This window comes from Nitrosopumilus oxyclinae, from assembly GCF_013407165.1.
In the GTDB taxonomy this organism is placed as follows: Archaea; Thermoproteota; Nitrososphaeria; order Nitrososphaerales; family Nitrosopumilaceae; genus Nitrosopumilus; species Nitrosopumilus oxyclinae.
Map to the genome: position 1 here is coordinate 1021646 of NZ_CP026994.1, position 24426 is coordinate 1046071.

The window sequence follows — 24426 nt, forward strand, 5'->3', positions numbered from 1 at the left end:
CAAGTTAAAGACTAATAAAGTAATGTACCGTACTATACGGTATGATGCGAGCAAGACTAACATATGTACCACTAGAAGTGGCAGATCAATTCGAGGACTTTATCATACATAGAGATGAACAAGTTTTAGATGCAGTAAAAGCAAGAACAAAAGATTACAGCACATTATCTTTATTGAAATTGCTATACCAACTAAAAGGAAACCCTATGACATTCTCTGATTTGTATTCAAAATCAAAAATTAGAATGAAAAAATCATTTCTAAATTATTTACACCTATGTGTAGATTATGAATTTATCAGCAAGGAAGCCGTGGGAGCAAATGTGATCTATACAATTACAGATAAGGGACGAACCATGTTACAACTCTTTATTCAAAAGAACAACTACGTGGCTTAATCCTTTATTTTTTTATTTTCTCATACAATCTACTTATTGACAAAGGTAATTAATCAGAACAAATCGACGTAAGCAGTGCAAAAAGAGTTTCCAGAAGCTGAAGTTTTTGAAAAAAAGCAAATAGAATTAAAAAGTCCAATAATTTTTGCAGGATTTGTAGGAGCAGGTCTAGTTGGGCCTGTAGCAATTAACCATATCATCACAGAATTAAAAATGGAAGAAATTGCAGTAATGAGATCAAAATATCTACCACCATCAACTGTATTCATGAGAGGCAGATTACGTCATCCTTTTCGATTTTATGCAAATAAGGAAGGAACTGTTTGTGCAATTATTTGTGAAATTACACTAAGGATGCAAGGGCTATTCACACTGGTATCATCGATTTTAGATTGGGCAGAAGAAAAAGGCTCAAAAGAAATTGTAATTTTAGATGGAGTTGCAAGTACAGAGCACGATGATAAAGCATACTGTGCAGCAGAAGAAGATCTAGTAAGAACAATGGCAGATAAGGATATCAGTATGATCCCACAAGGATTCATCACAGGAATCCCAGGAGGCATACTAAATGAGTGCCTAGTTAGAAAAATTCAGGGGCTAACCCTATTGGCAAAAGCAAACAAAGAGGCACCAGATTCAGCAGCAGCAGCAACTCTAATTGAAGCATTAAATCGATTTTATGACATGAATATAGATACAACAGAACTTCAAAAACAAAAAGACAGAATCCATTCAGAGTTTAGCGAATTATCTCAGAAATATGCAGAGCATAGAGAAGAAATATCCGGCATGTACATGTGATCGAAACAAAGGGCAAATTCTTTTATTCACAGCAAAAGCGCAACAAACTATGGCTCTAACTTACAAAAAAGCAGGAGTAGATATTTCTAAAATTAAACAAAGTCAAAAAGCCATCGGCAAACTAATTTCATCAACTCATAAACTTCAGAAAAAAGCAAAGATGACGCACGGGTTTGGCCATTATGCAGGAATTGTAGAAATTCCAGGTGGAAAATTATTGGCGACACATACAGACGGTGTTGGAACTAAAGTTGTAATTGCAAACATGATGAAAAAATACAACACGATAGGAATCGATTGTGTTGCAATGAACGTTAATGATATAATCTGTATTGGTGCAACACCAATTTCATTTGTAGATTATATTGCTGCAAACAAAAATGATGTAACAATATTCAAAAAAATTGTAGAAGGACTAGTAACAGGTGCTAAAAAATCTGCAATGCCAATTGTCGGAGGAGAAACAGCAATTATGCCAGACGTCATCGAAGGTAATGGATTTGCATTTGATCTAGCAGGAATGGTAGTAGGATTATTGGAGAAAAAAGAGATGGTGCTTGGAAACAAAATCAAAGCAGGGGATGTGATTATCGGTGTAAATAGTTCAGGGATTCATTCAAACGGATACTCACTTGCAAGAAAAGCACTATTAACAAAATATTCAGTTAAAGACAAAGTCAAAGGAGTGGGGGTTATCGGCGATGCATTACTAAAACCAACTGAAATTTATACAAATCCAGTTCTAGAAATAAACAAAAAATGTAAAGTTAATGGATTTGCACATATTACAGGCGGGGCATTTACCAAACTATTACGTCTCAAAAATATAGGATATCAAATAGATGCACTGCCAAAAATACCTCCAATCATGGGATTGATAGAAGAGCAAGGAGTGAAACCAGAAGAAATGTACAAAACATTCAACATGGGAGTAGGATTTTGTGTAGTTGCACCAAAGGATCAGGCAACAAAAATTAAATCAATATTCAAAAAGCATAAAATTTCAAGTCAGGAAATTGGACAGATCATTTCCAAGAAAGGTGTTTTTGTAAATTCTACAAAAATTACCTAAGTTGAATTTAAAAGATTCAGAAATCCATCAATAGTTTTAAGTTTTAAGAAAGCCTGAAAAAAATATGGCCGTAATGGAAGTAGTTGAAAAATTAGAAGCATTAAACAAAGAACAAAAGGCAACACTAGAACAACTTCATGAACAATTTATAGATCTACAGGCAGATCCTAGATTCAAGGGATTACCAATGGACGAATTAGAGAATTTATTTTCAGCATATCTGAAAACTTGGATTAGCACTAATACCGAAATAATTGAAACATTGCTTAAAGAAGAAAAATAGATCTTTAAAAGATCAATATAGAAAAGCATGGTTCTACAAAGATAAAGTAATTTTCAATAAAATATACCTTATATGACAGATTTTTTAAGAATATAGAGAGATGGCCGAGGCTCAATTCATTGAAACAATAATTGGTGTAGGAATACTTCTGTTTGCAGCCAAATTAATGGCAGAGCTTTTCCTCAGATTAAAACTTCCAATTGTTTTAGGTGAATTACTAGCTGGAATGATAGTAGGACCATTTGCATTAGGGGCATTTTTCGTAGTTGATGGAAGACAATTACTTCACATCAACGATGAAATTAAAATTCTTGGAGAGATGGGTGCAATTGTAATCTTGTTTATGGCAGGGTTAGAAATGACACCAAAAGAATTTCTCAAAGGAGGAAAGGCATCATTTACAGTCGGAACATTAGGAGTGGTAGTACCATTCTTTGCAGGTCTCGCAGTATTCCAAATGTTTGGATTTGACGCATTACAATCAATGTTAATTGCAACAGCACTTACTGCAACAAGTATTGCAATATCAATTCAAGTGTTAAGTGAGTTCGGTAAAATAAAAACTCCAGAAGCTAGACTAATCATAGGGGCAGCAGTCGTAGATGATATTTTAGCAATTGCAGTATTATCAGTAGTATCATCAATTGCAGGTTCAGATGGAGGAATAGACAATATCGACATTACAGAAGTAGTAATTACAATTCTTCAAGTATTAGGATTCTTTGCAATAATGCTAATTGTAGCAGTAGTTATCATACCAAAAGTCATCACACCAAGACTATGGAAAGCAAAAGGCAGTGTGGAAGGAATTGCAACTGCGTCGTTCTTTGGGGCGGCAGCACTTGCAGGTTCAATAGGGCTATCACCTATTGTAGGAGCATTTGCAGTAGGAATGGCATTATCAACTACCAAAGTATTTGACAAAATAGAAAATTATATCGGAAAGATAGGATTAATTTTTGCACCACTCTTCTTTGCAATCATTGGTGCACAAGTAGACCTAAGGGCAGTTAATTTTGAAATTTTACTAATCAGTGGAGTTGTAATTATAGTGGCAGTTGTAACAAAATTATTCGGATGTGGATTACCTGCAATGTTATTTTTGAAAAATAGACAACAAGGGATGAGAGTTGGAATTGGGATGATTTCAAGAGGCGAAGTAGGATTAATTGTTGCAGGAGTAGGAGTTACAGCAGGAATTCTCACATCAGAAGTATATTCCACCATCGTAATCATGGTTGCAGTTACGACAATCATCACACCAATATGGCTAAAAATGGAATACCGAAAAGAACAGAAAAGTGGAGGAGAAGGAAATTCAGAAATGAAAATAGAAGGGAATTCAAAATAAACTACAAATATATCATGAGAAATTAAAAGAGAAAACAAGTTGACTGTAAATTATGATGAATTATCAAAACAAGTATTGAAACTAGATGGTAAGATAAGATTTGCAGCAGTAGCAAACAGTAAAGGGGAATTAGTTGCAGGAGGATATAAGGAAAACATAGAAAAAATATTCGGGGAAGATGAAGCAAAAATGTCAATGCATTATGCATTACAAAAAAGAGATCTAAATACAAATTTAGCATATAAAATTGGACTTGAAAAGGCATCAATTACAGATTTTGAGAAAGTGTCAATGATTAGCATCCCAATAAATTCAAATGAATTATTTTTGATCAGAACAGAACCAAATGTAGATCATTGTAAAATAGTAAATTTCGTTCATTCTGCATTAGATTCTAAAAGTGGGATTAAAGAAGAAATTAAAAAAATTCAGACAGAAATAGCGGAATTAAAGAAGATGGAAAAAAACAAAATTGGCAAAACCATGCAAAGAGCAAAAAAGAAAGGAGTAAAGAGAAAACCAGCTAGAAAGAGTGCAGCAAAGAAAAAGGTAGTAAAGAGAAAACCAGCTAGAAAGAGTGCAGCAAAGAAAAAGGTAGTAAAGAGAAAACCAGCTAGAAAGAGTGCAGCAAAGAAAAAGGTAGTAAAGAGAAAACCAGCTAGAAAGGCTGTTAAAAGAAATACAACTAGGCGTAAATAGATATCAAAAATACCAAATTATTTAACGAATTTATGTCCAAATTAAAAAGATCATTCATGAACAAGCTTGACCCCATCACATCCAAAGCATGTGATGAAATTACTCAGAATCTTCTAACAATTCAAGAGCCAAGCAAAAAACAAGTAAAAGAAGAAATTATAAAAATTTGCACCAAATATGCACTAAGTAGAATTCCAAAAAATTATGAAATATTATCAATGGCAAAGGAATCAGATTTCGATAAACTAAAAAAAATGTTGATTAGAAAACCAGCTAAAACAGCATCAGGCGTATCAGTAGTGGCATTAATGCCAAAACCATATGCATGCCCTCATGGAAGATGCACGTATTGTCCAGGCGGAATTGAATTTAATTCCCCAAATAGCTATACAGGAAAAGAACCATCATCATTAAATGCAATTGAAAATGAGTTTGATCCTAAATTACAAATCACTTCAAAGATTGAAAAATTAATTGCATTTGGACACGACCCATCTAAAATGGAAGTAGTGATCGTAGGAGGGACATTTCTATTCATGCCAAAAGATTATCAGAAAGATTTCATCAAATCATGTTATGATGCATTAAACGGGACAGATTCAAAAGATTTGGAGGAAGCAAAATCAAACAATGAACATGCATCAATAAGAAACGTAGGATTTACAATTGAGACAAAACCAGATTACTGCAAAAAAGAACATGTGGATTTAATGTTAAGTTATGGAATCACAAGAGTTGAAATTGGAGTTCAGTCATTACAAGAAAGAGTTTACAAAATAGTAAACAGAGGACACGATTACAATGATGTGGTAGAATCATTTCAAATTTCAAAAGATGCAGGTTACAAACTAGTTGCACATATGATGCCAGGACTTCCTACAATGAAACCAGAAGAAGACATTGCGGATTTTAAAAAATTATTTTCAGACCCACAATTGCGTCCAGATATGTTGAAAATTTATCCATCACTAGTTATTGAAAATACCCCATTATACGAAGAATACAAGCAAGGGAAATACACACCATATTCAGATGAAGATATGATCAAAGTGCTAACAGAGGCTAAAAAAAATGTCCCAAAGTGGGTGAGAATTATGAGAATCCAAAGAGAAATAACTCCAGGTGAGATTATTGCAGGACCAAAATCAGGAAATTTAAGGCAAATCGTACATCAAAATCTTGCAAAACAAGGACTTTCTTGCAAATGTATCAGATGTAGAGAAGCAGGATTAACTGACAAAAAAACAAACGGAGGAGAAATAAAACTAAACAGAATTAATTATGATTCATCCGGAGGAAAAGAAGTATTCTTGTCATATGAGGACAAAAATGAATCAATTTATGGATTTTTGAGATTGCGAAAACCCAGCATTGATGCACATAGAGATGAAATTAATCAAGATACTTGCATAGTAAGAGAAATTCACGTTTATGGGAAATCATTGAAACTAGGTGAAAAAGAAGATGATGAAATCCAACATTCAGGTTTAGGAAAAAATTTGATGAAGGAAGCTGAAAAAATATCTAAAGAAGAATTTGATGCTAAAAAACTTCTAGTGATTAGCGCAGTAGGTACAAGAGAATATTATCAAAAACTAGGGTATTCGTTATATGGGCCATACATGTCCAAGACATTGAATTAGAGCAAAGATATGACTGAACAGGAAATTATAGGAAAAGGAACTTGGATTGACAAATTAGCTTCAGAGTTACTTGAACGAGAAAAAGAACTAGGAAGGAATACAGATCTACTCAGAGTTGAAAGTGGATTGGGAGCTTCTGGTATTCCACACATAGGAAGCTTAGGAGATGCAGTAAGAGCATACGGAGTTAAACTGGCATTAGAAAATTTAGGATACAAATCAGAATTAATTGCATATTCAGATGATCTTGATGGATTAAGAAAAATTCCTGAAGGAATGCAAGAGTTTGGATTAGAAGAACACATTGCAAAACCAGTATCATTAATTCCGGATCCCTATGGATGTCACGATTCCTACGGGATGCACATGAGCAGCATTCTACTAGAAGGATTAGACAAAGTAGGAATAAAATATGAATTTAGAAGAGCAGTTGACACTTACAAACAAGGATTACTAAAAGATCAAATTCATACAATTCTACAAAACAGTGCAAAAATTGGAGATAAGATTTCAGAATTAGTAGGACAAGAGAAATATCAAAAATATCTACCGTATTTTCCAGTTTGTGCTAATTGTAATCGCCTCTACACTGCCGAAGCTTCAGAATACATTGCAGATGAAAAGAAGATAAAATACACTTGCCACGATACTGAAATTGGCTCAAAAATGGTCAAAGGGTGTGGCCATGTGGGGGAGGCAGATATTGGAAAAGATCTTGGTAAATTAGCTTGGAAAGTAGAATTTGCTGCAAGATGGAAAGCATTTGACATTAGATTTGAAGCATATGGGAAAGACATCATGGATTCAGTTAAAGTAAATGATTGGGTTGCAGATGAAATTTTAGGATTTCCACATCCTCATCATGTAAAATATGAGATGTTTTTAGACAAGGGTGGAAAAAAGATTTCAAAATCTCTAGGGAATGTAATTACCGCACAGAAATGGCTAGAATTTGGCAGCCCAAAATCAATTCTATTGTTACTTTACAAGAGAATTACAGGTGCAAGAGAATTAGGATTTGATGACATTCCAGGATTGATGAATGAGTATAATGAATTAGAAGACATCTACTTTGGACGAATCAAAGTAGATAACCAAGCAAAGTTGATAAAAAATAAAGGATTGTATGAATATGTAAATCTCCTCAACCCGCCAAAACAATCAAGCACGCATGTTAACTATAGATTATTAATTGAATTAGCAAAAATCTTCAAAGAAAATAGAACTGAGCGAGTAATGAAAAAATTGTTAGATTATGGTGTAATTAAAAATCCAGAACCTGAAATTGAAAAACTCATTGAACTTGCAGGAAACTATTCAAATGAATTTGATGAACAAGAAAAAACTCAGGTGGATTTAGATGATACTGCTAAAAAGGCATTAAAATTACTTGTAGAAGCATTAGAGGGCAATGAAGAATTAGAAGATATTCAAAATACAATTTATCAAATTGCAAAAGCAAATGATGTTCAACCAAAAGATTTCTTTAAAATATTATATCAAATCATACTTGGAACCTCAAGAGGACCAAAAATAGGACCATTCATTTCAGACATTGGACGAAAGCAAGTAGCAAAAACACTTTCAGAGTATGTTTAATCATGGTTCACGGAGAACATAACAGATCAAAGAACAGCGGAGGATTTGCATTAATCATACTTGGAGCATTGTTGCTATTTCTTGCACCTCAAGAAAGCACTAATGAGATGGGATTGGGACCCATTGCCTGGATTGCGGGCATTATGATTGGCAGTATTGGGTTTTACCTAAAATTTTTCAGATGGCGAGTAAAACAAGCATAAGAAAGGTTCATCTTTTGGAAAAATCAGGAATTAGATATGGGATTTTTTGGTAAAAAGAAAGTAGAAGACATTCCAGATAACAGTGCAGAAATAACACTAAAAACTGAACTTGAAAAAGAAGTTGAAAAATTACAAAAAGAATTCAGAGAAAAACAAACAGAATTAGACGAAATTACTCAGAGAATTACTACTGTCAAGGAAGAGTACGATTCAACAGTAGGTAGTTTAATGGTAGTAAAAAAAGAACTTAATCAAAAAAAGATGGAACTGGATATCACTCAACGAGAATACAAAGAAACAAGAGAAAAAGTCAAAAAAGCAGAATTAATTAAAGATTCAAAATCAGTAGAAAAATTCAACAAGACCGAAGGAGATCATTCAAAAATAAAAGAAGAATTGAATGAATTTACAAAAAAACATGATGAAATTAAAGAACAAATAGAAAAAGAGCAAGCAACATTACATAATATTAAAAAGCAACAAGTAGAAGTTGAAAAAGAATTAGACGAGGCAAACTCTAGACTATACAATGCAAAACAAGAATTAGATAAAAAAGATACTTTCGAAGATGCCAGTATTCTCACAGCATCTGAAAAAGAATTCATTGGAATAGACAATAAAAGTCAAAAAAGTTCGGCAGGAGTTATAGAAGCTGCAAGTGTAGTAGTAGGATCATTAAAATCAAAACTCAACACAACACTGAAAGAATTAGAAACAGTTCAATCATTATTGGAAAAAGAAAGAGCGGAACATGAAAAAACAAAGAAAGATTTAGAGAATATCAAACAAACTGCACAATCATTTGATAAATCATAGAGAAGAAAAATGACTTTGCCATTTTGATTTTATTTCTTCTTCAGAAATTCCGAGATCATACAAAGGCGAAAGAACTTCAGACACACATGATACATCTACCAATACGATTGAATTAATGATACTCTTAATCCCATTTTGTCTATAATGGTTTAGAATTTCTTGATACAAATCACCATTTTTTATCAGTCTAGCAGTTCCTTGAAACAAGTATCCCTTACGAAGAAGAGGATCAATTACATTGATCTCCACACTAGGATTGTCAATTAAATTTTTCATGGTATCAGGAGAACGAATATCTGCAAAAGCAAGAGTTTCAGAAGACCACCCAATAATAGTACCCTTTGGTGAAATGTTGGGTTTGCCATCAGAGGAGACAGTTGCAACATATCCAAGTTTTTGTAAATTTAAAAAATCCTTAATTTCTGTAGTTATCACAAATAATATTTTAAAATTGAACGTATTTAGTTTTCACACTATCGCATGAATTCAGCCATCTCAATTGAAAAGAAGAAGAATCCAATTCCACCACCAATAATTGCAATCCAGGCTGCAATCTGTTTAATTTTAGACATTTGAGAAGAATTGGTTAAACTCATTATTGAATCTAATTGCTTATCTCAGACAATTATAACTAGATACAATGAGTGAATACTATATGGCAAGCATCAAAGATATTGGGAAATTATTTTTATTCATAGTCACAGGACTGGTTGCCATAATTGTAGGTTCATTCATGGTTAGAGGTACTATGCATATGTGGGACAAGCCAGGTGAACTAAAAAAAGACAAAAAGAAAAAGGACTAAAATGCAAGTCTATCAATAAGGTTTTGAGTTGTTTCAAGATTCAACAATTAGAAAATCATTAGATCAATACATTCAAAGAAGAATTCTAGAAATTCCAACTGAGATTAAGCAAACATTTCCAGCAATCAAACAAATTTGGAAATGTAAAGACGAATCAGATTTTCTTTATGGATATTATGTAGGAAAAATAGAGGAAGGGGCTCTACATTATTTACTTAAAGCAACTAGAGCATCTGCTGGCGGATATGTCGACACATTTGAAATACGTGGGATAATTGAAACCCATAAGAGAGATTTACAAGAAGCAATAAAATCAGCAATCAATTAGTGAAGTAGAAATAGAGCCTCAATGTAGTAAGTGTATGGTAGGACCGCAAGATGGAGGGTTTGGATTTGATCAGTCTAAAAAATATACGACTGTGGATAACATTGAAGAAATTTGTGTACAATGCCAGGCAGGTCAACATAAAAAATGCCTAAAAAAATCAAAAGAACAAGAGGTTTGTGAATGCGAACATTGTATGATTTACGGATAACTGATTTTAAATAATAATTTATTCTAAAAAACTCAAAGAGCAGATAATTTGTTTTCAAGTTCTTGAATATCTTTTTGATATGAATTAGAAACATTTTGTGCAAACTCCTTGTGTGCATTAACAATAACAGTTAATGCCTCTCTGTATTCTGAATGTCCTTTCTTTAAGACATCACAAGATTCCAAGGTGGTAATATGACCAGTGACAGTTGCCATAGACCCTTTTTGATTGAATTTTACAATACCTCCAAAAGCTTCAATTAGCATGAATGCTGATTCTGCCTTACACTTGTAGGTCACTCTACCAGTTTCAGTGTTAAATAATTGAGTTACACCACCTGGCTTTCTTGTCACAATAACGGTCATGAAAGAGTTGAAAATAACGAGGTATTAATTATTTTAGAAAATCTATGCTGCAGGTTCAGTTGGAGCTGCAGCTTCTGCAGCAAGGAATTTATCAATCTCATTTATTCCTAGTTTATCTCTACCAAGCAAATCAAACTTTTGTAAAATTGTTTCAAACTTTGTTTCTTCTTGTACTTGTTCATTTACAAACCACTCAAGGAAAACATATGTTGAATGATCTTTTTCTTTTTGTGCAATTTCCACCATGTTATGAATTGCTTTAGTCACTGCTTGTTCATTTTTGAGTGCAGTGTTGATCAATACTTCAAGGGATTTGTAAGAACTAGACGGAGACTTTGTTGCAGGAACTGTTGCGATGGTACCAAGTGCATTAAGATAGCGAACAATTTTGAGCATATGCGTCCTCTCTTCATCAGACTGAGCGTAAAAGTAATCAGCTGCTCCCTGATATCCTGTGACTTCACACCAGGATGCCATTGCAAGATAGCTGTTCGTTGCAGATGCTTCAAGAAGGATTTGATCATTTAGAGCTTTTTTCATTTTAGTAGATAGTTTCATGTCTTTCATTAAGACTTCATGAGTCACTATTAAAAAAACTTACTAAAATTCTCACATTACAGAATTTTTAAAATCATTAATCGTGGACATGTTATTCTTTGTCTGATGGCCAATGTCATGAATAGTGGAACCATTGTATTTTTTGTCAAGATATCTACCAGCAACTATCATAGGTCCTCCAATGGCACAAGTCACACCAGTTGGTTCAGGTATCCATAACATCAAAAATCCTATTTTTTGTAGTTTTTTACCTGGCGCAGGTGCTTTTTGCAAAGACCCCAATGAACGTGCAGTGTGTTTTCCATCGATTCCAGATACTTCAGAATACAGATTTGCTCTACGTTTAGCAGAATCAGAGAATTTCTTCAATTTTTCAAGACGTTCCTTTAGAGGATCAACCATTCCAATTTCGATTTAGAAGAAATTAGTTAAGAAACAGAGATCAACTCATGTCACATTCAAGTCAACAAAGAGTAGCTAAAATCAACAAAAAGACACTCAATTATACTAGATTCCATTTAGATACAAAGATACATGAAAACTAAGGATTCTAAAAGACTAGATTCAATCAAAGCAGCTCATCAATTAGAAAGGAATCGTTCAAGCTCAAGAATGGAGGATTATTTAGAAATTATTGGAGAACTTGTAGAGTTGAAAGGATATGCAACCACTTTAGATATTTCGAGATACATGAATGTTAGTGCACCAAGTGTTACCAAAATGCTTCAGAGACTAGACGAAAACGGGTTTTTAGAATATGAAAAATATCATGGAATCAATCTTACAGACAAAGGAATGCAAGTAGCAGAGGGAATAAGGCAGAAGCACGGAATACTATTGGAATTTTTTGAAATTTTAGGAGTAGGATATGAAACGGCAAACCAAGATGCAGAGGGAATTGAACACCATCTCAATCCAAAAACAATAAAACAATTAAGAAAATTTATTACTTTTCTAAAAGCAAATCCAAAAATTATTGATAATTTTAAAAATCTTTAAGATATAGTTTAATATCGTTTTGTGAAGATGAAAAATCCATCAATGTTCTTGCAACATCTGAACGTTTAGGGATTTTAATCTGTCCTTTTTTTCCAATTCTAACCGAGGCTATGAATTTTTCATTAGCATAGATATCAGCATGCATTGAAGTAAAATCTCTATTCACAGTAAGTAGAATCGCAGTTTTTGATTCAGAAAAACTAAATGGTAAATCATTAGAGGTTAGCGATAAATCATCAGATGATTTTTCAACAACATCAATGTGGACTTTGAGCAATTTTTCAATTTCATTAATGTTTGAGCCTCCCCTTCCAATAATGGATGCAATATTTCGTTCATCGACCATAACTTTAACTCGATTATCAGATAGAATTTCAACCTCAACATTTGGGTCATATCGTCTAAAAGTTTCCTTAATTTTATCCTCAGCGAGTTTTTCTATTCCAATTTTATCTACTTTTTTTCCAACGGGAACTATAACATTCTCTTCACCAAAGGTGTAAATCTCATGTTCTAGAACATCATTCTCAAAATTTCTAATTTCAATTACAGGTCTAGCCAAATCAGATTCAGTCATACCCGTTGGAACTTTGACTTTTAATTCTAAATCATATACCATTTGAATTCCACCGTCTTTAACAAAAACTACAGTGTCCAAAACATTTGGAATAATCCCCAATTCAATTTTCCCAATGAAACGTTGAATTGCATCTAATGGGGAATTTGCATGAACAACACCAACCATTCCAACTCCTGTTAATCTTAAATCAGCAAAGGTAACAAAATCTTCTTTTCGTCGAACTTCATCAAAAATTGTATAATCAGGTCTAACTAAAAGTAAAATATCAGCAGAATTATCAAAACTTCCATCAAGTTTACTGTATTGAGTTACTCCTGAATCAACTTGTAAATCTCGTGGAGACTCAAATGTTTTTACAATCTTTCCCTGTTTATAATAAAAATTTGCTAGTCCGGATGCAAGGGTACTTTTTCCAGAACCAGGAGCACCTGAAATAACAATACCTTCTGCACTATCTGAGAATCTTTCCATTAATTTATCAGAAATAGAATAATCATCAAGAGATAATTTTACAATTGGATGAACTATTGTAATTTCAAAAGATTCTGAAAAAGGAGGATGAGTAATTGCAATTCTATAATCCTCATGTTGAACAACAGATGCACCTGTTTTTGATATCTCCAGAGTAGTAGAATCAGAGATATTCACAATATCCAAAATTTGGGCTGAAATCATTTCTAAATATTCCTTAGATAGAAGTTCATCGTTTAACTTTGTTAATACAAAGGCACCGGGCTTTCCTTTTTTTGCCAGAGGGTATTGATTTTCTTTTAGATGAATGCTCATGGTTTCAGAATCAAAATATTTTAAAAATTCTAAGGTTTCATTTTTAATTCTAGATTTTAAAAATACTGTTTCAACATCTCCTGCTTGTGCAACCAAGTGTTGTACATGATCAGAAGTATACAATATTGCATTATTTTGTTTAGCCATATCTACAATCAGAGAATCAATTCGTCCACTACCAGCAAGCTTCACATCATCTGAAGAAGGATGAGTTCCACCTACAATAATATTTAATCCATAACTTCCAGATAATGATTTTAGCTTTCGTATTTTCTCAAGACCTATGAACCCCTGTTCTTTTTTCTTGGATGCTTGAGATTGTAATTCATCAAACACAGCTTGAGGGATAATGATTTCAAAATTCCTAATACTTCCAGATTCAATTTGAGATACAAGTTGACCATTGATAATCACACTAGTATCAGCTACAATTTTTGACAATTTTTAGATCAATTCCTTAGATAACTAATACCCTAATTTACTTTCTCAAATTAAAGACTTGATTGATTCTAAAACACCATTAAAATCAAAGGGTTTTGATATGTATGAAGATGCACCGGATTCTAAGCATTGTTGAATAACTTTTTGATCATCACTTGCAGTTATCAGAATAATTTTTGCGTTAGGATCATATGCAATTATTTCTTTTACAACAGTAAATCCATCTTTCCGCGGCATGGCCAAATCTAACAATAGAATTTGAGGATTATATTTCTGATAAAGATCAACTGCTTCAGCGCCATCTGTTGCCTCACCAACAATTTCATGTTCACCAATTGATAAAATATCCTTTAAAACAAGTCGAATTGCATCTGAATCATCTGCAATCAAAATTTTAGCCATTTGTTTTCATTAAAACTCCACATTAAAAAACTAGATTATTCAAATTTTGACTAGAGTTGTCTAATTCGCTCATCAATTTGACTAAAATCATAATCAATTTCATTCATGGATTTTTTCATATGAGGAATAGAATCAAGAATCAAATCAAAAACTCCTTCAATTTGCTGACCATCAATAATTTTCTTAAAAAGATCATCTAATGAAGCAGATAAATCACCAAGAGGTTCTTTACCCATCATGGGTGCTAGACCTTTAATTTTATGAGTATGTTTTTGAAATTTTGAAGCGTTTTGAAATACATCAGCATCATTAACGCATAATTTTAAAATATTTTCAATGGAATTAATGTCATCAGTCACTTCTTGGGTTGCAACTGCAATAAATTCATCAGACATTATGTATCATTAAATTAAATTCACCCTTTATTTTTATAGTGTACGATGGGTGATTTTTGATATGAAAATAGTTAGTAAGGCATATGTTTTGATAGCTATTCTCATCGCTGCTGCAGTTTTTAATTTATTTCTACTATATCAAGAAGATAATTCAGATACATCTCAATCATATTCCATTATAGGTGCAGGAGATGTAAAAGTAAAAGCTGAATCAATTTCAAGTTTAGCTACATCAGTTGCAAACGGAGTATTAGAAGACAAAGAAAAACTAGAAAAAGAAATTACAGAAGTTCAATTAACATTATCAACCATTAGAAACGGAGGAGAATTCAAAGGTCACAAATTAGAAATAATTCCAACATCACTCATTACAGATTATAATGAAGTTCTATCATCATGGGAATCTTACAAATCTAAAGCATTGATAGTGGAAAAAACATCAGTATTTGATATGGAAGCTACAAATGCCATGAACTATGTATTACAGAAAAATCAAGAGCTAGTACTTGTAACAGACAAGTTAAGTAAAGATCTAGATAAATTAGATAGAGATTATAATCCACATAAACTAATTGCAAAAGAATTAGCTGAATGTGCAAAAATAATAGGACAGCAAAGTCTTCTCATTTCTATAGGAGAAGGAGAGAATGCTCAAGAAATTCTAAAAGAAAAGAATTTACAATTTGAGATAGGGTTAAGAAAACTGATGCAATTATCTACATCAGATTTAGATGTAGAAAAAGTTGGTATGACTCATGAAGAATTAATACCAATTCCAAGAGAAAATTCAGAAGCACTAAGAGATTTAGATCCATTATGGGAAGCAATTAAAGTAAAAATTGAGACATTACAAGAAAGGGCTTTGTTATCACCAGAATTCAATTTAGCAAAAAATGAAATGGCGGTGGAAAAAAATATTTTGTTTGAAAAAATAGATATGCTTCTCAATTCGTGGAATGAAGAATTAAGTTCTCAAGGTTCAGAGGGACAAATTATCATTCAAATTCTCTTAGGAGTAGATATCGGGGTATTCTTCTTAGTTTTGTTTATCATTAGGCAATCTCTATCACCTCTAGATACAATATCTAAAGCAATATCCAAAGTAAAAGAAGGAGTATATGGTGAAAAAATAGAATATTCAGGTTCAGATGAAGTGGGACAACTTGTTGCAAACTTCAACATGATGTCAAATACGATTAAAGAAAAAGAAGAGGAAGCTAAAAAAACAGATATTGCAAAAGATGAATTTCTTGCGATGATCACACACGAATTAAAAACACCACTAGTTCCAATTCAAGGATACGCAGATATTTTGCTTAATGAACACTTAGGAAAACTAACAGATAAACAAAAAGAACGAATTAGTATCATTAAATCAAGTTCTGAAGCATTGTTATCAATTATTTCAGATTTGCTGGATGTACAAAAATTAGATTTAGGACAATTACGAATGACAAAACAAAAATCAGATATTAAAAATACAATCACTAAAGCAATTGAAACTTTGCAACCAGAAGCAGATCCCAAAAATATTAAAATTACATATAATGCTGAAAGTTTGATTATCAATCACGATCCAGAAAGAATTGGACAGGTAATCACAAATCTAATTAAAAACAGCATCATTGCAATTGAGCCAAATCCAGGGAAGATTGATGTAACTTTACAAGATCATCCTAATGAAATAGAAATTTTTGTTAAGGATAATGGGGTAGGAATTCCAGAAGAAAAACAAAAAGATCTTTTCAAAAAATTCTATCAAGTAGATGCATCACTTACAAGAGAAAAAGGAGGGAGTGGGTTAGGATTAGCAATCTGTAAAGGAATCATAGATAATCATCTAGGTAAAATCAGGGTTCAAAGCATACCTAATCAAGGGGCAACATTCTCATTTACAATTCCAAAAGAAGAAGCAGTTAACACCAAAACTCCTTTAAAATCTGCTTAAAGAAAACAAACTTTCAGAACTAAAATCCCTCACACTCTTAACAAAATGGATATTTTTGAATATAGAATATGGAGCAACAACATGAGAAAAATAAGGAATTTTATGAAAATTGTACCAAATATTTTGAATTTTTACGCAAAAAATCTAGTACAGATTATGATTTCGAAGATGAGTATTATTTTACCATGCCTGCAATATCAAGCCATTAGATAACAGAAGATTTACGAACCATGCAGAATGTCATAAAGCATGGATGTAAAATTGCAAGATTTTGCTGATAAAGCAGTCAAGTATGCAGAACAGTCAGGGGTTCAATATTGTGATGCTAGAGCAGAACAACAAGAACGAAAGTCAGCACTGATAGAAAAAAATTCAGTAGAATATGTGAGAACAAATGATGATAGAGGAATAGGCATTAGAACTATCAAAGATAACGTATGGAATTTTTGTTCAATTACAAATCCAAAAACATTTGAGCAAATCAAAGATGCAATAGATAATTCATTAAAAAGTAGTAAGAGCAATAATAGAAATAAAATAAAACTTTATCCTAATCTTGCAAATAAATCTAAAGTCAATTATTTGGTAATTAAAAAACCTGAATTAGAAGATATAATAAAAATTGGATTAGAGGCAGACAAAACTATTTCAGAAATTCCAAAAATTATAAAATCTATCGTAAATCCATGGTTTACAATTAATTCAAAATATTTTGTAAATACTGAAGGTTCAGAAATTTTACAGAATTTTACAGACACTGTTATTGACATGATTGCAACAGCCCATAATTCAGGAATAACTCAATCAGTTAACATTACAGAAGGGGGAAGGGGGGGACTAGAGCAATTAACAAATAAAAATAAAATACAAAAAAGTGCAAAAGAAATTGCAGTAAAAGCATCACAACTAACACTTGCAAAACCAGTAAAAGAAGAAAATTCAACAGTGGTAATGAATCCAGATTTTGTATCATTACTTACACATGAAATATTAGGACATCCGTCAGAGGCAGATAGAGTATTAGGAAAAGAGATGGCATGGGCAGGCGGAGCATGGTGGAAAAACAAACTAGGAGAAAAAATTGGTTCCGAGAATCTCAACGTATTTGATGATCCAACAATGAAAGAAAGTTTAGGATGGTATCAATTTGATGACGAAGGGATTGAAACTAAGAAAACAACTCTAGTTGAAAATGGAGTTTTAAAAAATCACATGCAAAATAGGGAAACATCTATGGATTTTGATTCTATACCAACAGGAAATATGAGGGCAACAAACTATCGATTTATTCCTTTGATACGAATGGCATGTACATGTATCGGTAACGGAGATAGAGACGTAAATGAAATTATCAAAGAAGTCAAACACGGATACTTAATCTCAAATATGAAAATCCCCTCAATAGATATGAAACGATATAATTGGAGCATATCATGTCAGTATGCTCAGCGAATTGAAAATGGGGAAATTACTAATTTGTTAAGGGACGTCATTGTCATGGGGACAGCGCCAAAATTCTTCGAATCAATTGATGCATGTGGGAACGATTTCACTGTAAGACCAATAACTAATTGCGGTAAAGGAGATCCAATGCAGTCAATGATCATGGGGAACGGAGGACCAACAATAAGAGGAAATGCCACAGTAAAGAGTGTAAATTAAAAAATGAATCAAAAACTAGAGATTATTAAACAAAACGTCATCAAATGTACAAAGTGTAATCTTTCTAAAACAAGAACTAATTCAGTACCAGGTAAAGGGAATTTTCATTCAAATGTAATTTTTGTAGGAGAAGCACCTGGAAAAAATGAAGATAAAAATGGCGAGCCATTTATCGGTATTGCAGGTAAAAAACTTTCAATAGCTCTAGAAGAAGCAGGGATATCAAGAGAAGAAGTATACATTACAAACATTGTAAAATGTAGACCTCCAAAAAACAGAGTTCCAACCACAATTGAAAGGGAAACATGTAAAGATTATCTAAAACAAGAAATTGCAATCATTAAACCAAAAATAATTTGCATATTAGGAAATACTGCATTTAATTCCATATTAGGGGGTTCAGAAATAACAAAATTTAGAGGAAAACTAGTTAGAAAAGAAGAACAATTGTATTTTTTGACAATTCATCCAGCAGCAACCATTTACAATCAAGAACTAATCACAGTGTTGAAAAAAGATATTGTAAAATTATTTAATTTAATCACAGAGTTAAAAAACAATAAAAAAGTGAAAATTGATATTGACTATACTCCCTAGAGAATTTTATTCAAAAGACACAGTTACGGTTGCAAAAAATCTCTTAGGAAAAAAAATAATTAGAAAAATAGGACGTAGTGAAGTATCAGGAATCATTACTGAAACAGAAGCATATAGACATAATGATGATCCAGCAAGCCATGCATTTAAAAAAATTACAGATAGAAACAAGATAATGTTTGGGGAGGGGGGTTTTGCCTATGTTTATTTTACATATGGAATGTATTTTTGTTTCAATGTAGTAGCAAAAAATCCTAAGAAAGCAGCTGGAGCAGTTCTCATTCGTGCAATTGAGCCTGAAAAAGGAATCAAAGTAATGCAAAAAAATCGAGGAATTCAAAATTTAAAAAACCTCACTGATGGACCAGCAAAATTAGCACAAGCATTAGATATCACCAAAGAACATTATGGGATAGATTTAACAAAAAAATCTAAACTCTACATAACTGAAGGAATAAAGTCAAAAAAAATAATTACATCACAAAGAATAGGAATAACAAAAGCAGTAGATAAAATGTGGAATTTTAAAATTAAAATTTAATCTTCTTTGTTATTTTCATCCAAAGTCCAAGGAGCAAACTTTCCAAGAATCCTAGCCCAATCTAATCTCAATAGCAATACAATAACGGCAGTCATCATCACTCCAAAAATTATAATTCCAATGTATATCGGAGTTGCATCATCTATATTTTCAAGGAAAGGTTCAACTAAAGACAATCCTAAATGGTGTGAAATGAAGACAATTGAATAACTTAGAACTATTTTTCCAGTAAGAGTTGCAATAAAAAATCTTCTAGGATTATATTTTGCCAATCCTAGTGGAACATATACTAGATCATCTGGAATCGGAGTGGCAGCTGCAAAGAATGCAGCACCTGCACCATATCTTTTGATCAATCTCTCAAATGGACGCATCCTCTTTCTAGTTTTTTCATTGATAATTCTTCGACCACCATAACTAACATAGAAAATAATTTGTTTTGCAACAGTAGCAGTTACTGCAGATACTAATGCCAAAATATGTAGATCATATTGATTACCCACAGACATAGTAGCTAAAAGTAAAAATCCAGGCAATGGGACAAAAGGAACAAGAGAACCAAAGAAATTAACTAAAGCTAGAAGAGAATAACCGACATCAGGCGCAAACGGAAAGATGTCAGTAAAATCCACAAATCAAACTAATTTTAGACGTTATTTAATGAAAACGGAGTCATTCCCATATTGAGTTTGAATAATCTTCACATCATTCAAAGAATTACGGATTACCCGTAAACCACTCATGCCTCAGTAATTGTAAGGATCACCTTATGGCAAATCAAACTAGATAATTCAAAATAATACCGAATCCCCACATATAGGATTTTTTTGTTTTATTAAAAACAACTTATTGTAAATTTAATCCAGATAGAATATTATGTCTTGCAATAATCAAATGGTTTTTTTGTTTTTCAGATAAATTTTGTTGTTGTAAAAGCATATCAATGTGAACAATTAGAGGAGTAAGTGGTAAATCAGTTTCAGAATTAGACAATTTAGAAATAAAAGAAAGTTGTTTTGAATACTCCTTTCCTAATTCTTCTAAAAGTATTTTCTTTTGCATTAATTCTTTATTTTTAAAAGCAGTTTCTTCTTCAAAACTTTTAATTTGATTTAATACTAATTCATTCATTTCATTTGATAAAATTTCTAATTGAGATTTTTCTCTATATGTAAAATCATGTCCTTTTTCTACAACCTGCTTAACATTTACTTCTCCATATACATTAGTCATATCAAGAAATTGGTGTGTGCGAATTCCATTAAGACGTTTTTGATTAGCAACTACATTATCTGAAAATTGTTTACTAAGGTCTTCAATTGATTCATAATCATTATTCATTATTTACGTTCTCCAAACTTGTCAATATTTTTAGTAGATTTGTTCAATTGTTTTACCTCACTGGTAACAGGTAAATCTTTTGAGAGGCTAAAATAAAACGTAGTTCCTTTACCATGATCACTATCAAACCATATTTTACCACCAAGACCCTCAACCATTCCCTTACAAATGACTAAGCCTAAACCACTGCCGCCATGTTTACGAGTTTGGGCAGTATCTACCTGATAGAATTTTTTAAAAATATTTGATTGTTTATCTTTAGGTATTCCCAATCCATTATCCCTTACATAAAAAATTTGATCATCCCCAGATGATTTGAATCCAAGTTCAATCACACCACTGTTTTCAGGTACAAAATCAATGGCATTTCTAACTAAATTATAAAAAATTTGTCGCAGTCTTTGCTCATCAGTAAATAATATGCATTCAGTCAATCGTGAAACGATAAGCTGGATATTTTTGCTATCTACCAGTGGTTGAATGTTTTTAGTTAATTCAGAGATAAAAGAACTAATTTCAACTTCAGATTTATTAAAAACAATATGTCCCATATCTAATTTTTGAGCATCTAAAATATCGCCAATTAAGTTTTCTAGATGAAATGCGTTTGAATCAATTGTTTCAATACAATCTAATTGTTCAGGAGTTAACTTTCCTAAATCGTTATCTTTTAACATTTCACAATATCCCCGAATTGGAGTTAACGGGGTTTTAAGTTCATGGGTTATCATTGAGGCAAATTCATCTTTTAAAACATCAGTTTTTTTAAGTTCATTTAATTTTAATTCTAATTCTTTTTGATAGAAATCTTTAATTTTATTATTTGCAATAAAATATTCTTGAAAAGTTTGGAAAGATTGTGTTAAATCAGATACTTCATCGTGGCCTTTAATTTTAATTATAGAATCATATTTTCCTCCATTAAATTCCTTGAATGCATTTTTCAATTCTAAAATTGGAGTCTGTATTCCTTTAGCAACTAAATGTGAAAAAACTATTATCAATATAGAAGTAGAAATCATAATCATTGAAAAAAAGAAAATATCTGAATAAAGATTCTCTAAAACTTCTTCCTCTTCTAAACTAGCAATTTCATTATTTAAAAAAAGCATACCAAAAATAAAAGTAGGTATTAATGATAAGAGTAACATTGGAACTAAGATTTTATTTTGAATACTATTAGCAATAAAATTATTATTGAAGTTGGATTTTTGTTTCATATTTTTCACCGATAGATTATCCATAGCAATAAAAAATTAAATTGTTAATTAGACATAACCTGGAGTAATTCACTTAATTGTACTGGTTTTTTTAGAAAGGTGGTTACTCCTTGTTTTTTTGTAATATTTTCAATATCAACGTTCGAAATTGATGAAGCAGTGAGAATTATTATTTTATTATTTTTTAATAGATCTTCTTTTTCCAAGGATTTAATCACATCCAATCCTCCAAATTCAGGCATTGCCATATCTAAAATCACATAATCAAAAGATTGATTTTTTATCATATTTAGAGCATTTTGGCCAGTGTTAGAAATTGCACACTCATATCCCTTTAATGAAAGATATTTTGAAAACATTTCAGTGATATCGACATTATCATCAACTATCAGTATTTTCATATGATGTGTTAATTTGTAACCGCTTGTAATAGATAGTATGTAACACAACTGACGAACACAAGATATTATGTATAATCATAAAGTATGAGGTATGGCTAAACGGTCATATTTTATAGTCTAGAAGAGATTTTTTGGATATAATTAATGACAGAATACTTCGATAATGATTAAAATATCATCTTTTTACACAACAATGCAGATGTCAAAAAAAGACTTTGAGAAAATTTGCGATACAATTGCCACAATTAGCCCATTTATCAGATTTGTAGGAGTCATCGGAGAGAGTGGAAATCTTCTAGCATACAAGAGAAGACCAGATTTGTTACCGCTGTTAAATGAAAAGAACACACAGTATCAATTTTCACATATTGCAATAAAGACGGATTTGGAAGGATTTTTTGACAAGAATTTAGGGGAGATTGAATTTGTCTGGGAAGAAAGGAAGAAAGTACAGACAATTTCATTTGCAATTAAAAAATCAAGAGTTTGGATTTCAATTGACAAAAAAGTCATTAGATCAGAGATGCTCAGAATCATAGACTCTTGCCTACCCATTGTAAAAAAATATTCTTAAAACTTTGAAATGTCCTTATTGTGAAATAGACTTAGATTCACTTTGTATGACTGATGGATTAAAGCACATACTAGAACATAAAAAAGAAATACAAAATTAAAATATTTGAATAATTTTTAAAAAATATGGATGAATCAGATGAAGTTCAAGAGTTAATTGATGAAATTAATTTTAGAAAATCAAATTCCAAAAATTATGAAGAAATGAAAGCTATAGAAATCAGTAAAGAGTTAAGAGCAATTATGAAGTTTGAGCAAGAGTCATTTAAAAAAATTGAAGAGTTTGAAAAAACTCAAAAAAACCAAGATTTAGTCCAATATGCTAAAATGATTAGCAGAAATACGACTGGAAGAGAAATTGCTAAATTGCAAGAAACATACTTGAAAAAAATCGACGAGGAATTTCTGAATAAAAAATAAACCTATTTTTCATCTTCATATAACCAGCACCGGACATAACCAGTTTCAGTTTTAAATTTAGGAGGGAGTTCTTTGCATTTGTCTATAGCTAAGGGACATCTTTCAATGAATCTACATTGAGTTGGTGCGTCAAGTAAACTTGGAGGCGTTCCTTTGATGTATTTTGGAGTGTTTCCTTTCAAAGTAGGAATGGATTCTAAAAGTCCCTGAGTGTAGGGATGTTTTGGATTCTTGTAAATTTGTTCTGATGAACCAAATTCCACCATTTGTCCTCCATACATAATACCGATTTTATCAGAAATTTCAGACAGAACCGCCAAATCATGCGTAATTAACATAAAAGACATGCCTTCTTTTTTTAGAGATTTTAATAAATTTATGATTTGAGCTTGTATTAAAACATCCAATGCAGTTGTAGGTTCATCGGCAATTACAAATTTTGGTTTGAGTAATAGCGACATTGCAATGATAACTCTTTGTTTCATCCCACCACTTAGTTCATGCGGATATTTTTTTAGAACACTTTCATCGAGAGATACAGAATTCATTGCATCAGAAATTAATTTCTTTGAATCGCCATCAAATGAATGCTCTTTTAAAATCTCAACGAATTGTTCATTAACTGTAAATACAGGATCCAAAGAATTCATGGCACCCTGAAAAACCATGGAGATTTTCTTCCACCTATATTCATCATCAAATTTTGATTCTGTCATATCTAAAATAGAAACTCCATCAAAGAGGATTTTTCCTTCAGCAGTTCCACCTGAAAGCATTCGAATTAATGACAAACCCAATGTACTTTTTCCACATGCACTCTCACCTGCAATTCCCATAGATTCACCGTCATTCAATTCAAAATCTACATCATCTACAGCATAAACAGGTCCTTTAGATGATGAATATTTTGAGGATAATCCATTAACTGTTAAAAATGTCATCGTTCTCTTAGATCCAAACTAGAATTTTTGTTTTGCACTAAGGGATATAA

General features: G+C 32.0%; 33 protein-coding genes. 20 read left to right on the forward strand and 13 right to left on the reverse strand.

What is annotated here, in order from left to right; translation table 11 throughout:
• Positions 1–41 precede the first annotated feature (41 nt).
• The 10 genes from C5F49_RS06135 (at position 42) to C5F49_RS06180 (ending at position 8865) form a co-directional block, all read left to right on the forward strand.
• Positions 42–398, forward strand: coding sequence for a helix-turn-helix domain-containing protein (locus C5F49_RS06135; protein WP_179362125.1), 357 nt, complete (start codon positions 42–44; stop codon positions 396–398).
• A 75-nt stretch (positions 399–473) separates the two neighbouring features.
• The gene (locus C5F49_RS06140) at positions 474–1199 is read left to right on the forward strand and encodes a proteasome assembly chaperone family protein (protein ID WP_179362126.1); all 726 of its coding nucleotides are present in this window, start codon (positions 474–476) and stop codon (positions 1197–1199) included.
• Between the two features lie 49 nt (positions 1200–1248).
• A complete protein-coding gene (gene purM / locus C5F49_RS06145; protein ID WP_179362127.1) occupies positions 1249–2271 on the forward strand; it encodes a phosphoribosylformylglycinamidine cyclo-ligase in 1023 nt (340 codons plus the stop codon).
• 64 nt (positions 2272–2335) lie between these two features.
• Entirely contained in the window at positions 2336–2554 is a 219-nt protein-coding gene (locus C5F49_RS06150) for a hypothetical protein (protein WP_179362128.1), read from the forward strand.
• 100 nt (positions 2555–2654) lie between these two features.
• Positions 2655–3905 (forward strand): cation:proton antiporter, encoded by a 1251-nt coding sequence (locus tag C5F49_RS06155; RefSeq protein ID WP_179362129.1) that lies wholly within the window; start codon positions 2655–2657, stop codon positions 3903–3905.
• Positions 3906–3944: 39 nt separating this feature from the next.
• Positions 3945–4604, forward strand: coding sequence for a DUF6659 family protein (locus C5F49_RS06160; protein WP_179362130.1), 660 nt, complete (start codon positions 3945–3947; stop codon positions 4602–4604).
• A 56-nt stretch (positions 4605–4660) separates the two neighbouring features.
• Positions 4661–6247, forward strand: coding sequence for an elongator complex protein 3 (locus tag C5F49_RS06165; protein ID WP_179362131.1), 1587 nt, complete (start codon positions 4661–4663; stop codon positions 6245–6247).
• 9 nt (positions 6248–6256) lie between these two features.
• Positions 6257–7846, forward strand: coding sequence for a lysine--tRNA ligase (gene lysS, locus C5F49_RS06170; protein WP_179362132.1), 1590 nt, complete (start codon positions 6257–6259; stop codon positions 7844–7846).
• Positions 7847–7848: 2 nt separating this feature from the next.
• Complete coding sequence (locus tag C5F49_RS06175) at positions 7849–8049, forward strand: hypothetical protein (protein ID WP_179362133.1); 201 nt, start codon at positions 7849–7851, stop codon at positions 8047–8049.
• A gap of 36 nt (positions 8050–8085) precedes the next feature.
• Positions 8086–8865, forward strand: a complete 780-nt coding sequence (locus C5F49_RS06180) for a DNA repair protein (RefSeq protein ID WP_179362134.1) — start codon at positions 8086–8088, stop codon at positions 8863–8865.
• On the opposite strand, the gene C5F49_RS06185 is transcribed toward C5F49_RS06180, so the two are convergent.
• Both C5F49_RS06185 and C5F49_RS09720 read right to left on the reverse strand, forming a co-directional pair.
• The gene (locus C5F49_RS06185) at positions 8860–9300 is read right to left on the reverse strand and encodes a pyridoxamine 5'-phosphate oxidase family protein (RefSeq protein ID WP_179362135.1); all 441 of its coding nucleotides are present in this window, start codon (positions 9298–9300) and stop codon (positions 8860–8862) included. The genes C5F49_RS06180 and C5F49_RS06185 overlap by 6 nt on opposite strands.
• Before the next feature lie 38 nt (positions 9301–9338).
• Entirely contained in the window at positions 9339–9461 is a 123-nt protein-coding gene (locus C5F49_RS09720; protein ID WP_281361104.1) for a hypothetical protein, read from the reverse strand.
• Between the two features lie 44 nt (positions 9462–9505).
• Here C5F49_RS09720 and C5F49_RS06190 point away from each other — a divergent pair, with 44 nt between their 5' ends.
• From C5F49_RS06190 to C5F49_RS06200, 3 genes are read left to right on the forward strand one after another with little or no spacing between them, the layout of a single operon-like run.
• A complete protein-coding gene (locus C5F49_RS06190) occupies positions 9506–9670 on the forward strand; it encodes a hypothetical protein (RefSeq protein ID WP_179361846.1) in 165 nt (54 codons plus the stop codon).
• Positions 9671–9698: 28 nt separating this feature from the next.
• Positions 9699–9998 carry a hypothetical protein gene (locus tag C5F49_RS06195; RefSeq protein ID WP_179362136.1) on the forward strand — a complete coding sequence of 100 codons (300 nt, stop codon included), beginning with the start codon at positions 9699–9701 and terminating at the stop codon, positions 9996–9998.
• 34 nt (positions 9999–10032) lie between these two features.
• Entirely contained in the window at positions 10033–10206 is a 174-nt protein-coding gene (locus tag C5F49_RS06200) for a hypothetical protein (RefSeq protein ID WP_179362137.1), read from the forward strand.
• A 32-nt stretch (positions 10207–10238) separates the two neighbouring features.
• Here C5F49_RS06200 and C5F49_RS06205 read toward each other — a convergent pair whose 3' ends face one another.
• The 3 genes from C5F49_RS06205 to C5F49_RS06215 are packed head-to-tail and all read right to left on the reverse strand — an operon-like array spanning position 10239 to position 11531.
• Positions 10239–10571 (reverse strand): hypothetical protein, encoded by a 333-nt coding sequence (locus C5F49_RS06205; RefSeq protein ID WP_179362138.1) that lies wholly within the window; start codon positions 10569–10571, stop codon positions 10239–10241.
• A 42-nt stretch (positions 10572–10613) separates the two neighbouring features.
• Positions 10614–11129 carry a ferritin gene (locus tag C5F49_RS06210; RefSeq protein ID WP_179363628.1) on the reverse strand — a complete coding sequence of 172 codons (516 nt, stop codon included), beginning with the start codon at positions 11127–11129 and terminating at the stop codon, positions 10614–10616.
• Between the two features lie 51 nt (positions 11130–11180).
• The gene (locus C5F49_RS06215; RefSeq protein ID WP_179362139.1) at positions 11181–11531 is read right to left on the reverse strand and encodes a hypothetical protein; all 351 of its coding nucleotides are present in this window, start codon (positions 11529–11531) and stop codon (positions 11181–11183) included.
• Positions 11532–11663: 132 nt separating this feature from the next.
• Here C5F49_RS06215 and C5F49_RS06220 point away from each other — a divergent pair, with 132 nt between their 5' ends.
• On the forward strand, positions 11664–12128 hold the full coding sequence (locus C5F49_RS06220) for a metal-dependent transcriptional regulator (RefSeq protein ID WP_179362140.1): 465 nt from the start codon (positions 11664–11666) through the stop codon (positions 12126–12128).
• Here the strand turns inward: C5F49_RS06220 and C5F49_RS06225 are convergent.
• From C5F49_RS06225 to C5F49_RS06235, 3 genes are read right to left on the reverse strand one after another with little or no spacing between them, the layout of a single operon-like run.
• Positions 12115–13935: a PINc/VapC family ATPase gene (locus C5F49_RS06225; protein ID WP_179362141.1), complete on the reverse strand. Its 1821-nt coding sequence runs from the start codon at positions 13933–13935 to the stop codon at positions 12115–12117. The genes C5F49_RS06220 and C5F49_RS06225 overlap by 14 nt on opposite strands.
• Positions 13936–13980: 45 nt before the next feature.
• Entirely contained in the window at positions 13981–14337 is a 357-nt protein-coding gene (locus C5F49_RS06230) for a response regulator (protein ID WP_179362142.1), read from the reverse strand.
• Between the two features lie 50 nt (positions 14338–14387).
• On the reverse strand, positions 14388–14732 hold the full coding sequence (locus C5F49_RS06235) for an Hpt domain-containing protein (protein ID WP_179362143.1): 345 nt from the start codon (positions 14730–14732) through the stop codon (positions 14388–14390).
• A 61-nt stretch (positions 14733–14793) separates the two neighbouring features.
• Here C5F49_RS06235 and C5F49_RS06240 point away from each other — a divergent pair, with 61 nt between their 5' ends.
• The 4 genes from C5F49_RS06240 (at position 14794) to C5F49_RS06255 (ending at position 19480) form a co-directional block, all read left to right on the forward strand.
• Positions 14794–16680 carry a sensor histidine kinase gene (locus C5F49_RS06240; RefSeq protein ID WP_179362144.1) on the forward strand — a complete coding sequence of 629 codons (1887 nt, stop codon included), beginning with the start codon at positions 14794–14796 and terminating at the stop codon, positions 16678–16680.
• Between the two features lie 261 nt (positions 16681–16941).
• Positions 16942–18342, forward strand: a complete 1401-nt coding sequence (locus C5F49_RS06245; RefSeq protein ID WP_246275301.1) for a TldD/PmbA family protein — start codon at positions 16942–16944, stop codon at positions 18340–18342.
• A 3-nt stretch (positions 18343–18345) separates the two neighbouring features.
• Complete coding sequence (locus C5F49_RS06250; RefSeq protein WP_179362146.1) at positions 18346–18939, forward strand: uracil-DNA glycosylase; 594 nt, start codon at positions 18346–18348, stop codon at positions 18937–18939.
• Positions 18923–19480 (forward strand): DNA-3-methyladenine glycosylase, encoded by a 558-nt coding sequence (locus C5F49_RS06255; RefSeq protein WP_179362147.1) that lies wholly within the window; start codon positions 18923–18925, stop codon positions 19478–19480. The genes C5F49_RS06250 and C5F49_RS06255 overlap by 17 nt, the downstream gene beginning before the upstream one ends.
• Here C5F49_RS06255 and C5F49_RS06260 read toward each other — a convergent pair.
• The 4 genes from C5F49_RS06260 to C5F49_RS06275 all read right to left on the reverse strand — a co-directional run bounded on the left by C5F49_RS06260 (position 19477) and on the right by C5F49_RS06275 (position 22442).
• A complete protein-coding gene (locus C5F49_RS06260; protein ID WP_179362148.1) occupies positions 19477–20112 on the reverse strand; it encodes a DedA family protein in 636 nt (211 codons plus the stop codon). The two genes, C5F49_RS06255 and C5F49_RS06260, sit on opposite strands and share 4 nt — an antisense overlap.
• A 214-nt stretch (positions 20113–20326) precedes the next feature.
• On the reverse strand, positions 20327–20821 hold the full coding sequence (locus C5F49_RS06265; RefSeq protein WP_179362149.1) for a hypothetical protein: 495 nt from the start codon (positions 20819–20821) through the stop codon (positions 20327–20329).
• The gene (locus C5F49_RS06270) at positions 20821–22041 is read right to left on the reverse strand and encodes a HAMP domain-containing sensor histidine kinase (protein ID WP_179362150.1); all 1221 of its coding nucleotides are present in this window, start codon (positions 22039–22041) and stop codon (positions 20821–20823) included. Before C5F49_RS06270 ends, C5F49_RS06265 begins: the two co-directional genes overlap by 1 nt.
• 44 nt (positions 22042–22085) lie before the next feature.
• The gene (locus tag C5F49_RS06275) at positions 22086–22442 is read right to left on the reverse strand and encodes a response regulator (RefSeq protein ID WP_179362151.1); all 357 of its coding nucleotides are present in this window, start codon (positions 22440–22442) and stop codon (positions 22086–22088) included.
• 199 nt (positions 22443–22641) lie between these two features.
• Between C5F49_RS06275 and C5F49_RS06280 the strand changes: the two genes are divergently transcribed.
• Both C5F49_RS06280 and C5F49_RS06285 read left to right on the forward strand, forming a co-directional pair.
• The gene (locus C5F49_RS06280) at positions 22642–23016 is read left to right on the forward strand and encodes a hypothetical protein (protein WP_179362152.1); all 375 of its coding nucleotides are present in this window, start codon (positions 22642–22644) and stop codon (positions 23014–23016) included.
• 125 nt (positions 23017–23141) lie between these two features.
• On the forward strand, positions 23142–23435 hold the full coding sequence (locus C5F49_RS06285) for a hypothetical protein (protein ID WP_179362153.1): 294 nt from the start codon (positions 23142–23144) through the stop codon (positions 23433–23435).
• Between the two features lie 2 nt (positions 23436–23437).
• Here the strand turns inward: C5F49_RS06285 and C5F49_RS06290 are convergent, their stop codons facing one another.
• Complete coding sequence (locus C5F49_RS06290; protein WP_179362154.1) at positions 23438–24376, reverse strand: ABC transporter ATP-binding protein; 939 nt, start codon at positions 24374–24376, stop codon at positions 23438–23440.
• Positions 24377–24426: the final 50 nt, after the last annotated feature.

Coding starts and splice junctions, on each gene's coding strand:
- C5F49_RS06135 (WP_179362125.1), top strand. CDS start 42: ATGATGCGAGCAAGACTAACATATGTACCACTAGAAGTGGCAGATCAA.
- purM (WP_179362127.1), top strand. CDS start 1,249: ATGGCTCTAACTTACAAAAAAGCAGGAGTAGATATTTCTAAAATTAAA.
- C5F49_RS06150 (WP_179362128.1), top strand. CDS start 2,336: ATGGCCGTAATGGAAGTAGTTGAAAAATTAGAAGCATTAAACAAAGAA.
- C5F49_RS06155 (WP_179362129.1), top strand. CDS start 2,655: ATGGCCGAGGCTCAATTCATTGAAACAATAATTGGTGTAGGAATACTT.
- C5F49_RS06165 (WP_179362131.1), top strand. CDS start 4,661: ATGAACAAGCTTGACCCCATCACATCCAAAGCATGTGATGAAATTACT.
- lysS (WP_179362132.1), top strand. CDS start 6,257: ATGACTGAACAGGAAATTATAGGAAAAGGAACTTGGATTGACAAATTA.
- C5F49_RS06175 (WP_179362133.1), top strand. CDS start 7,849: ATGGTTCACGGAGAACATAACAGATCAAAGAACAGCGGAGGATTTGCA.
- C5F49_RS06180 (WP_179362134.1), top strand. CDS start 8,086: ATGGGATTTTTTGGTAAAAAGAAAGTAGAAGACATTCCAGATAACAGT.
- C5F49_RS09720 (WP_281361104.1), bottom strand. CDS start 9,461: ATGAGTTTAACCAATTCTTCTCAAATGTCTAAAATTAAACAGATTGCA.
- C5F49_RS06190 (WP_179361846.1), top strand. CDS start 9,506: ATGAGTGAATACTATATGGCAAGCATCAAAGATATTGGGAAATTATTT.
- C5F49_RS06200 (WP_179362137.1), top strand. CDS start 10,033: ATGGTAGGACCGCAAGATGGAGGGTTTGGATTTGATCAGTCTAAAAAA.
- C5F49_RS06205 (WP_179362138.1), bottom strand. CDS start 10,571: ATGACCGTTATTGTGACAAGAAAGCCAGGTGGTGTAACTCAATTATTT.
- C5F49_RS06210 (WP_179363628.1), bottom strand. CDS start 11,129: ATGAAACTATCTACTAAAATGAAAAAAGCTCTAAATGATCAAATCCTT.
- C5F49_RS06215 (WP_179362139.1), bottom strand. CDS start 11,531: ATGGTTGATCCTCTAAAGGAACGTCTTGAAAAATTGAAGAAATTCTCT.
- C5F49_RS06220 (WP_179362140.1), top strand. CDS start 11,664: ATGAAAACTAAGGATTCTAAAAGACTAGATTCAATCAAAGCAGCTCAT.
- C5F49_RS06230 (WP_179362142.1), bottom strand. CDS start 14,337: ATGGCTAAAATTTTGATTGCAGATGATTCAGATGCAATTCGACTTGTT.
- C5F49_RS06235 (WP_179362143.1), bottom strand. CDS start 14,732: ATGTCTGATGAATTTATTGCAGTTGCAACCCAAGAAGTGACTGATGAC.
- C5F49_RS06240 (WP_179362144.1), top strand. CDS start 14,794: ATGAAAATAGTTAGTAAGGCATATGTTTTGATAGCTATTCTCATCGCT.
- C5F49_RS06250 (WP_179362146.1), top strand. CDS start 18,346: ATGAATCAAAAACTAGAGATTATTAAACAAAACGTCATCAAATGTACA.
- C5F49_RS06265 (WP_179362149.1), bottom strand. CDS start 20,821: ATGAATAATGATTATGAATCAATTGAAGACCTTAGTAAACAATTTTCA.
- C5F49_RS06270 (WP_179362150.1), bottom strand. CDS start 22,041: ATGAAACAAAAATCCAACTTCAATAATAATTTTATTGCTAATAGTATT.
- C5F49_RS06275 (WP_179362151.1), bottom strand. CDS start 22,442: ATGAAAATACTGATAGTTGATGATAATGTCGATATCACTGAAATGTTT.
- C5F49_RS06280 (WP_179362152.1), top strand. CDS start 22,642: ATGTCAAAAAAAGACTTTGAGAAAATTTGCGATACAATTGCCACAATT.
- C5F49_RS06285 (WP_179362153.1), top strand. CDS start 23,142: ATGGATGAATCAGATGAAGTTCAAGAGTTAATTGATGAAATTAATTTT.
- C5F49_RS06290 (WP_179362154.1), bottom strand. CDS start 24,376: ATGACATTTTTAACAGTTAATGGATTATCCTCAAAATATTCATCATCT.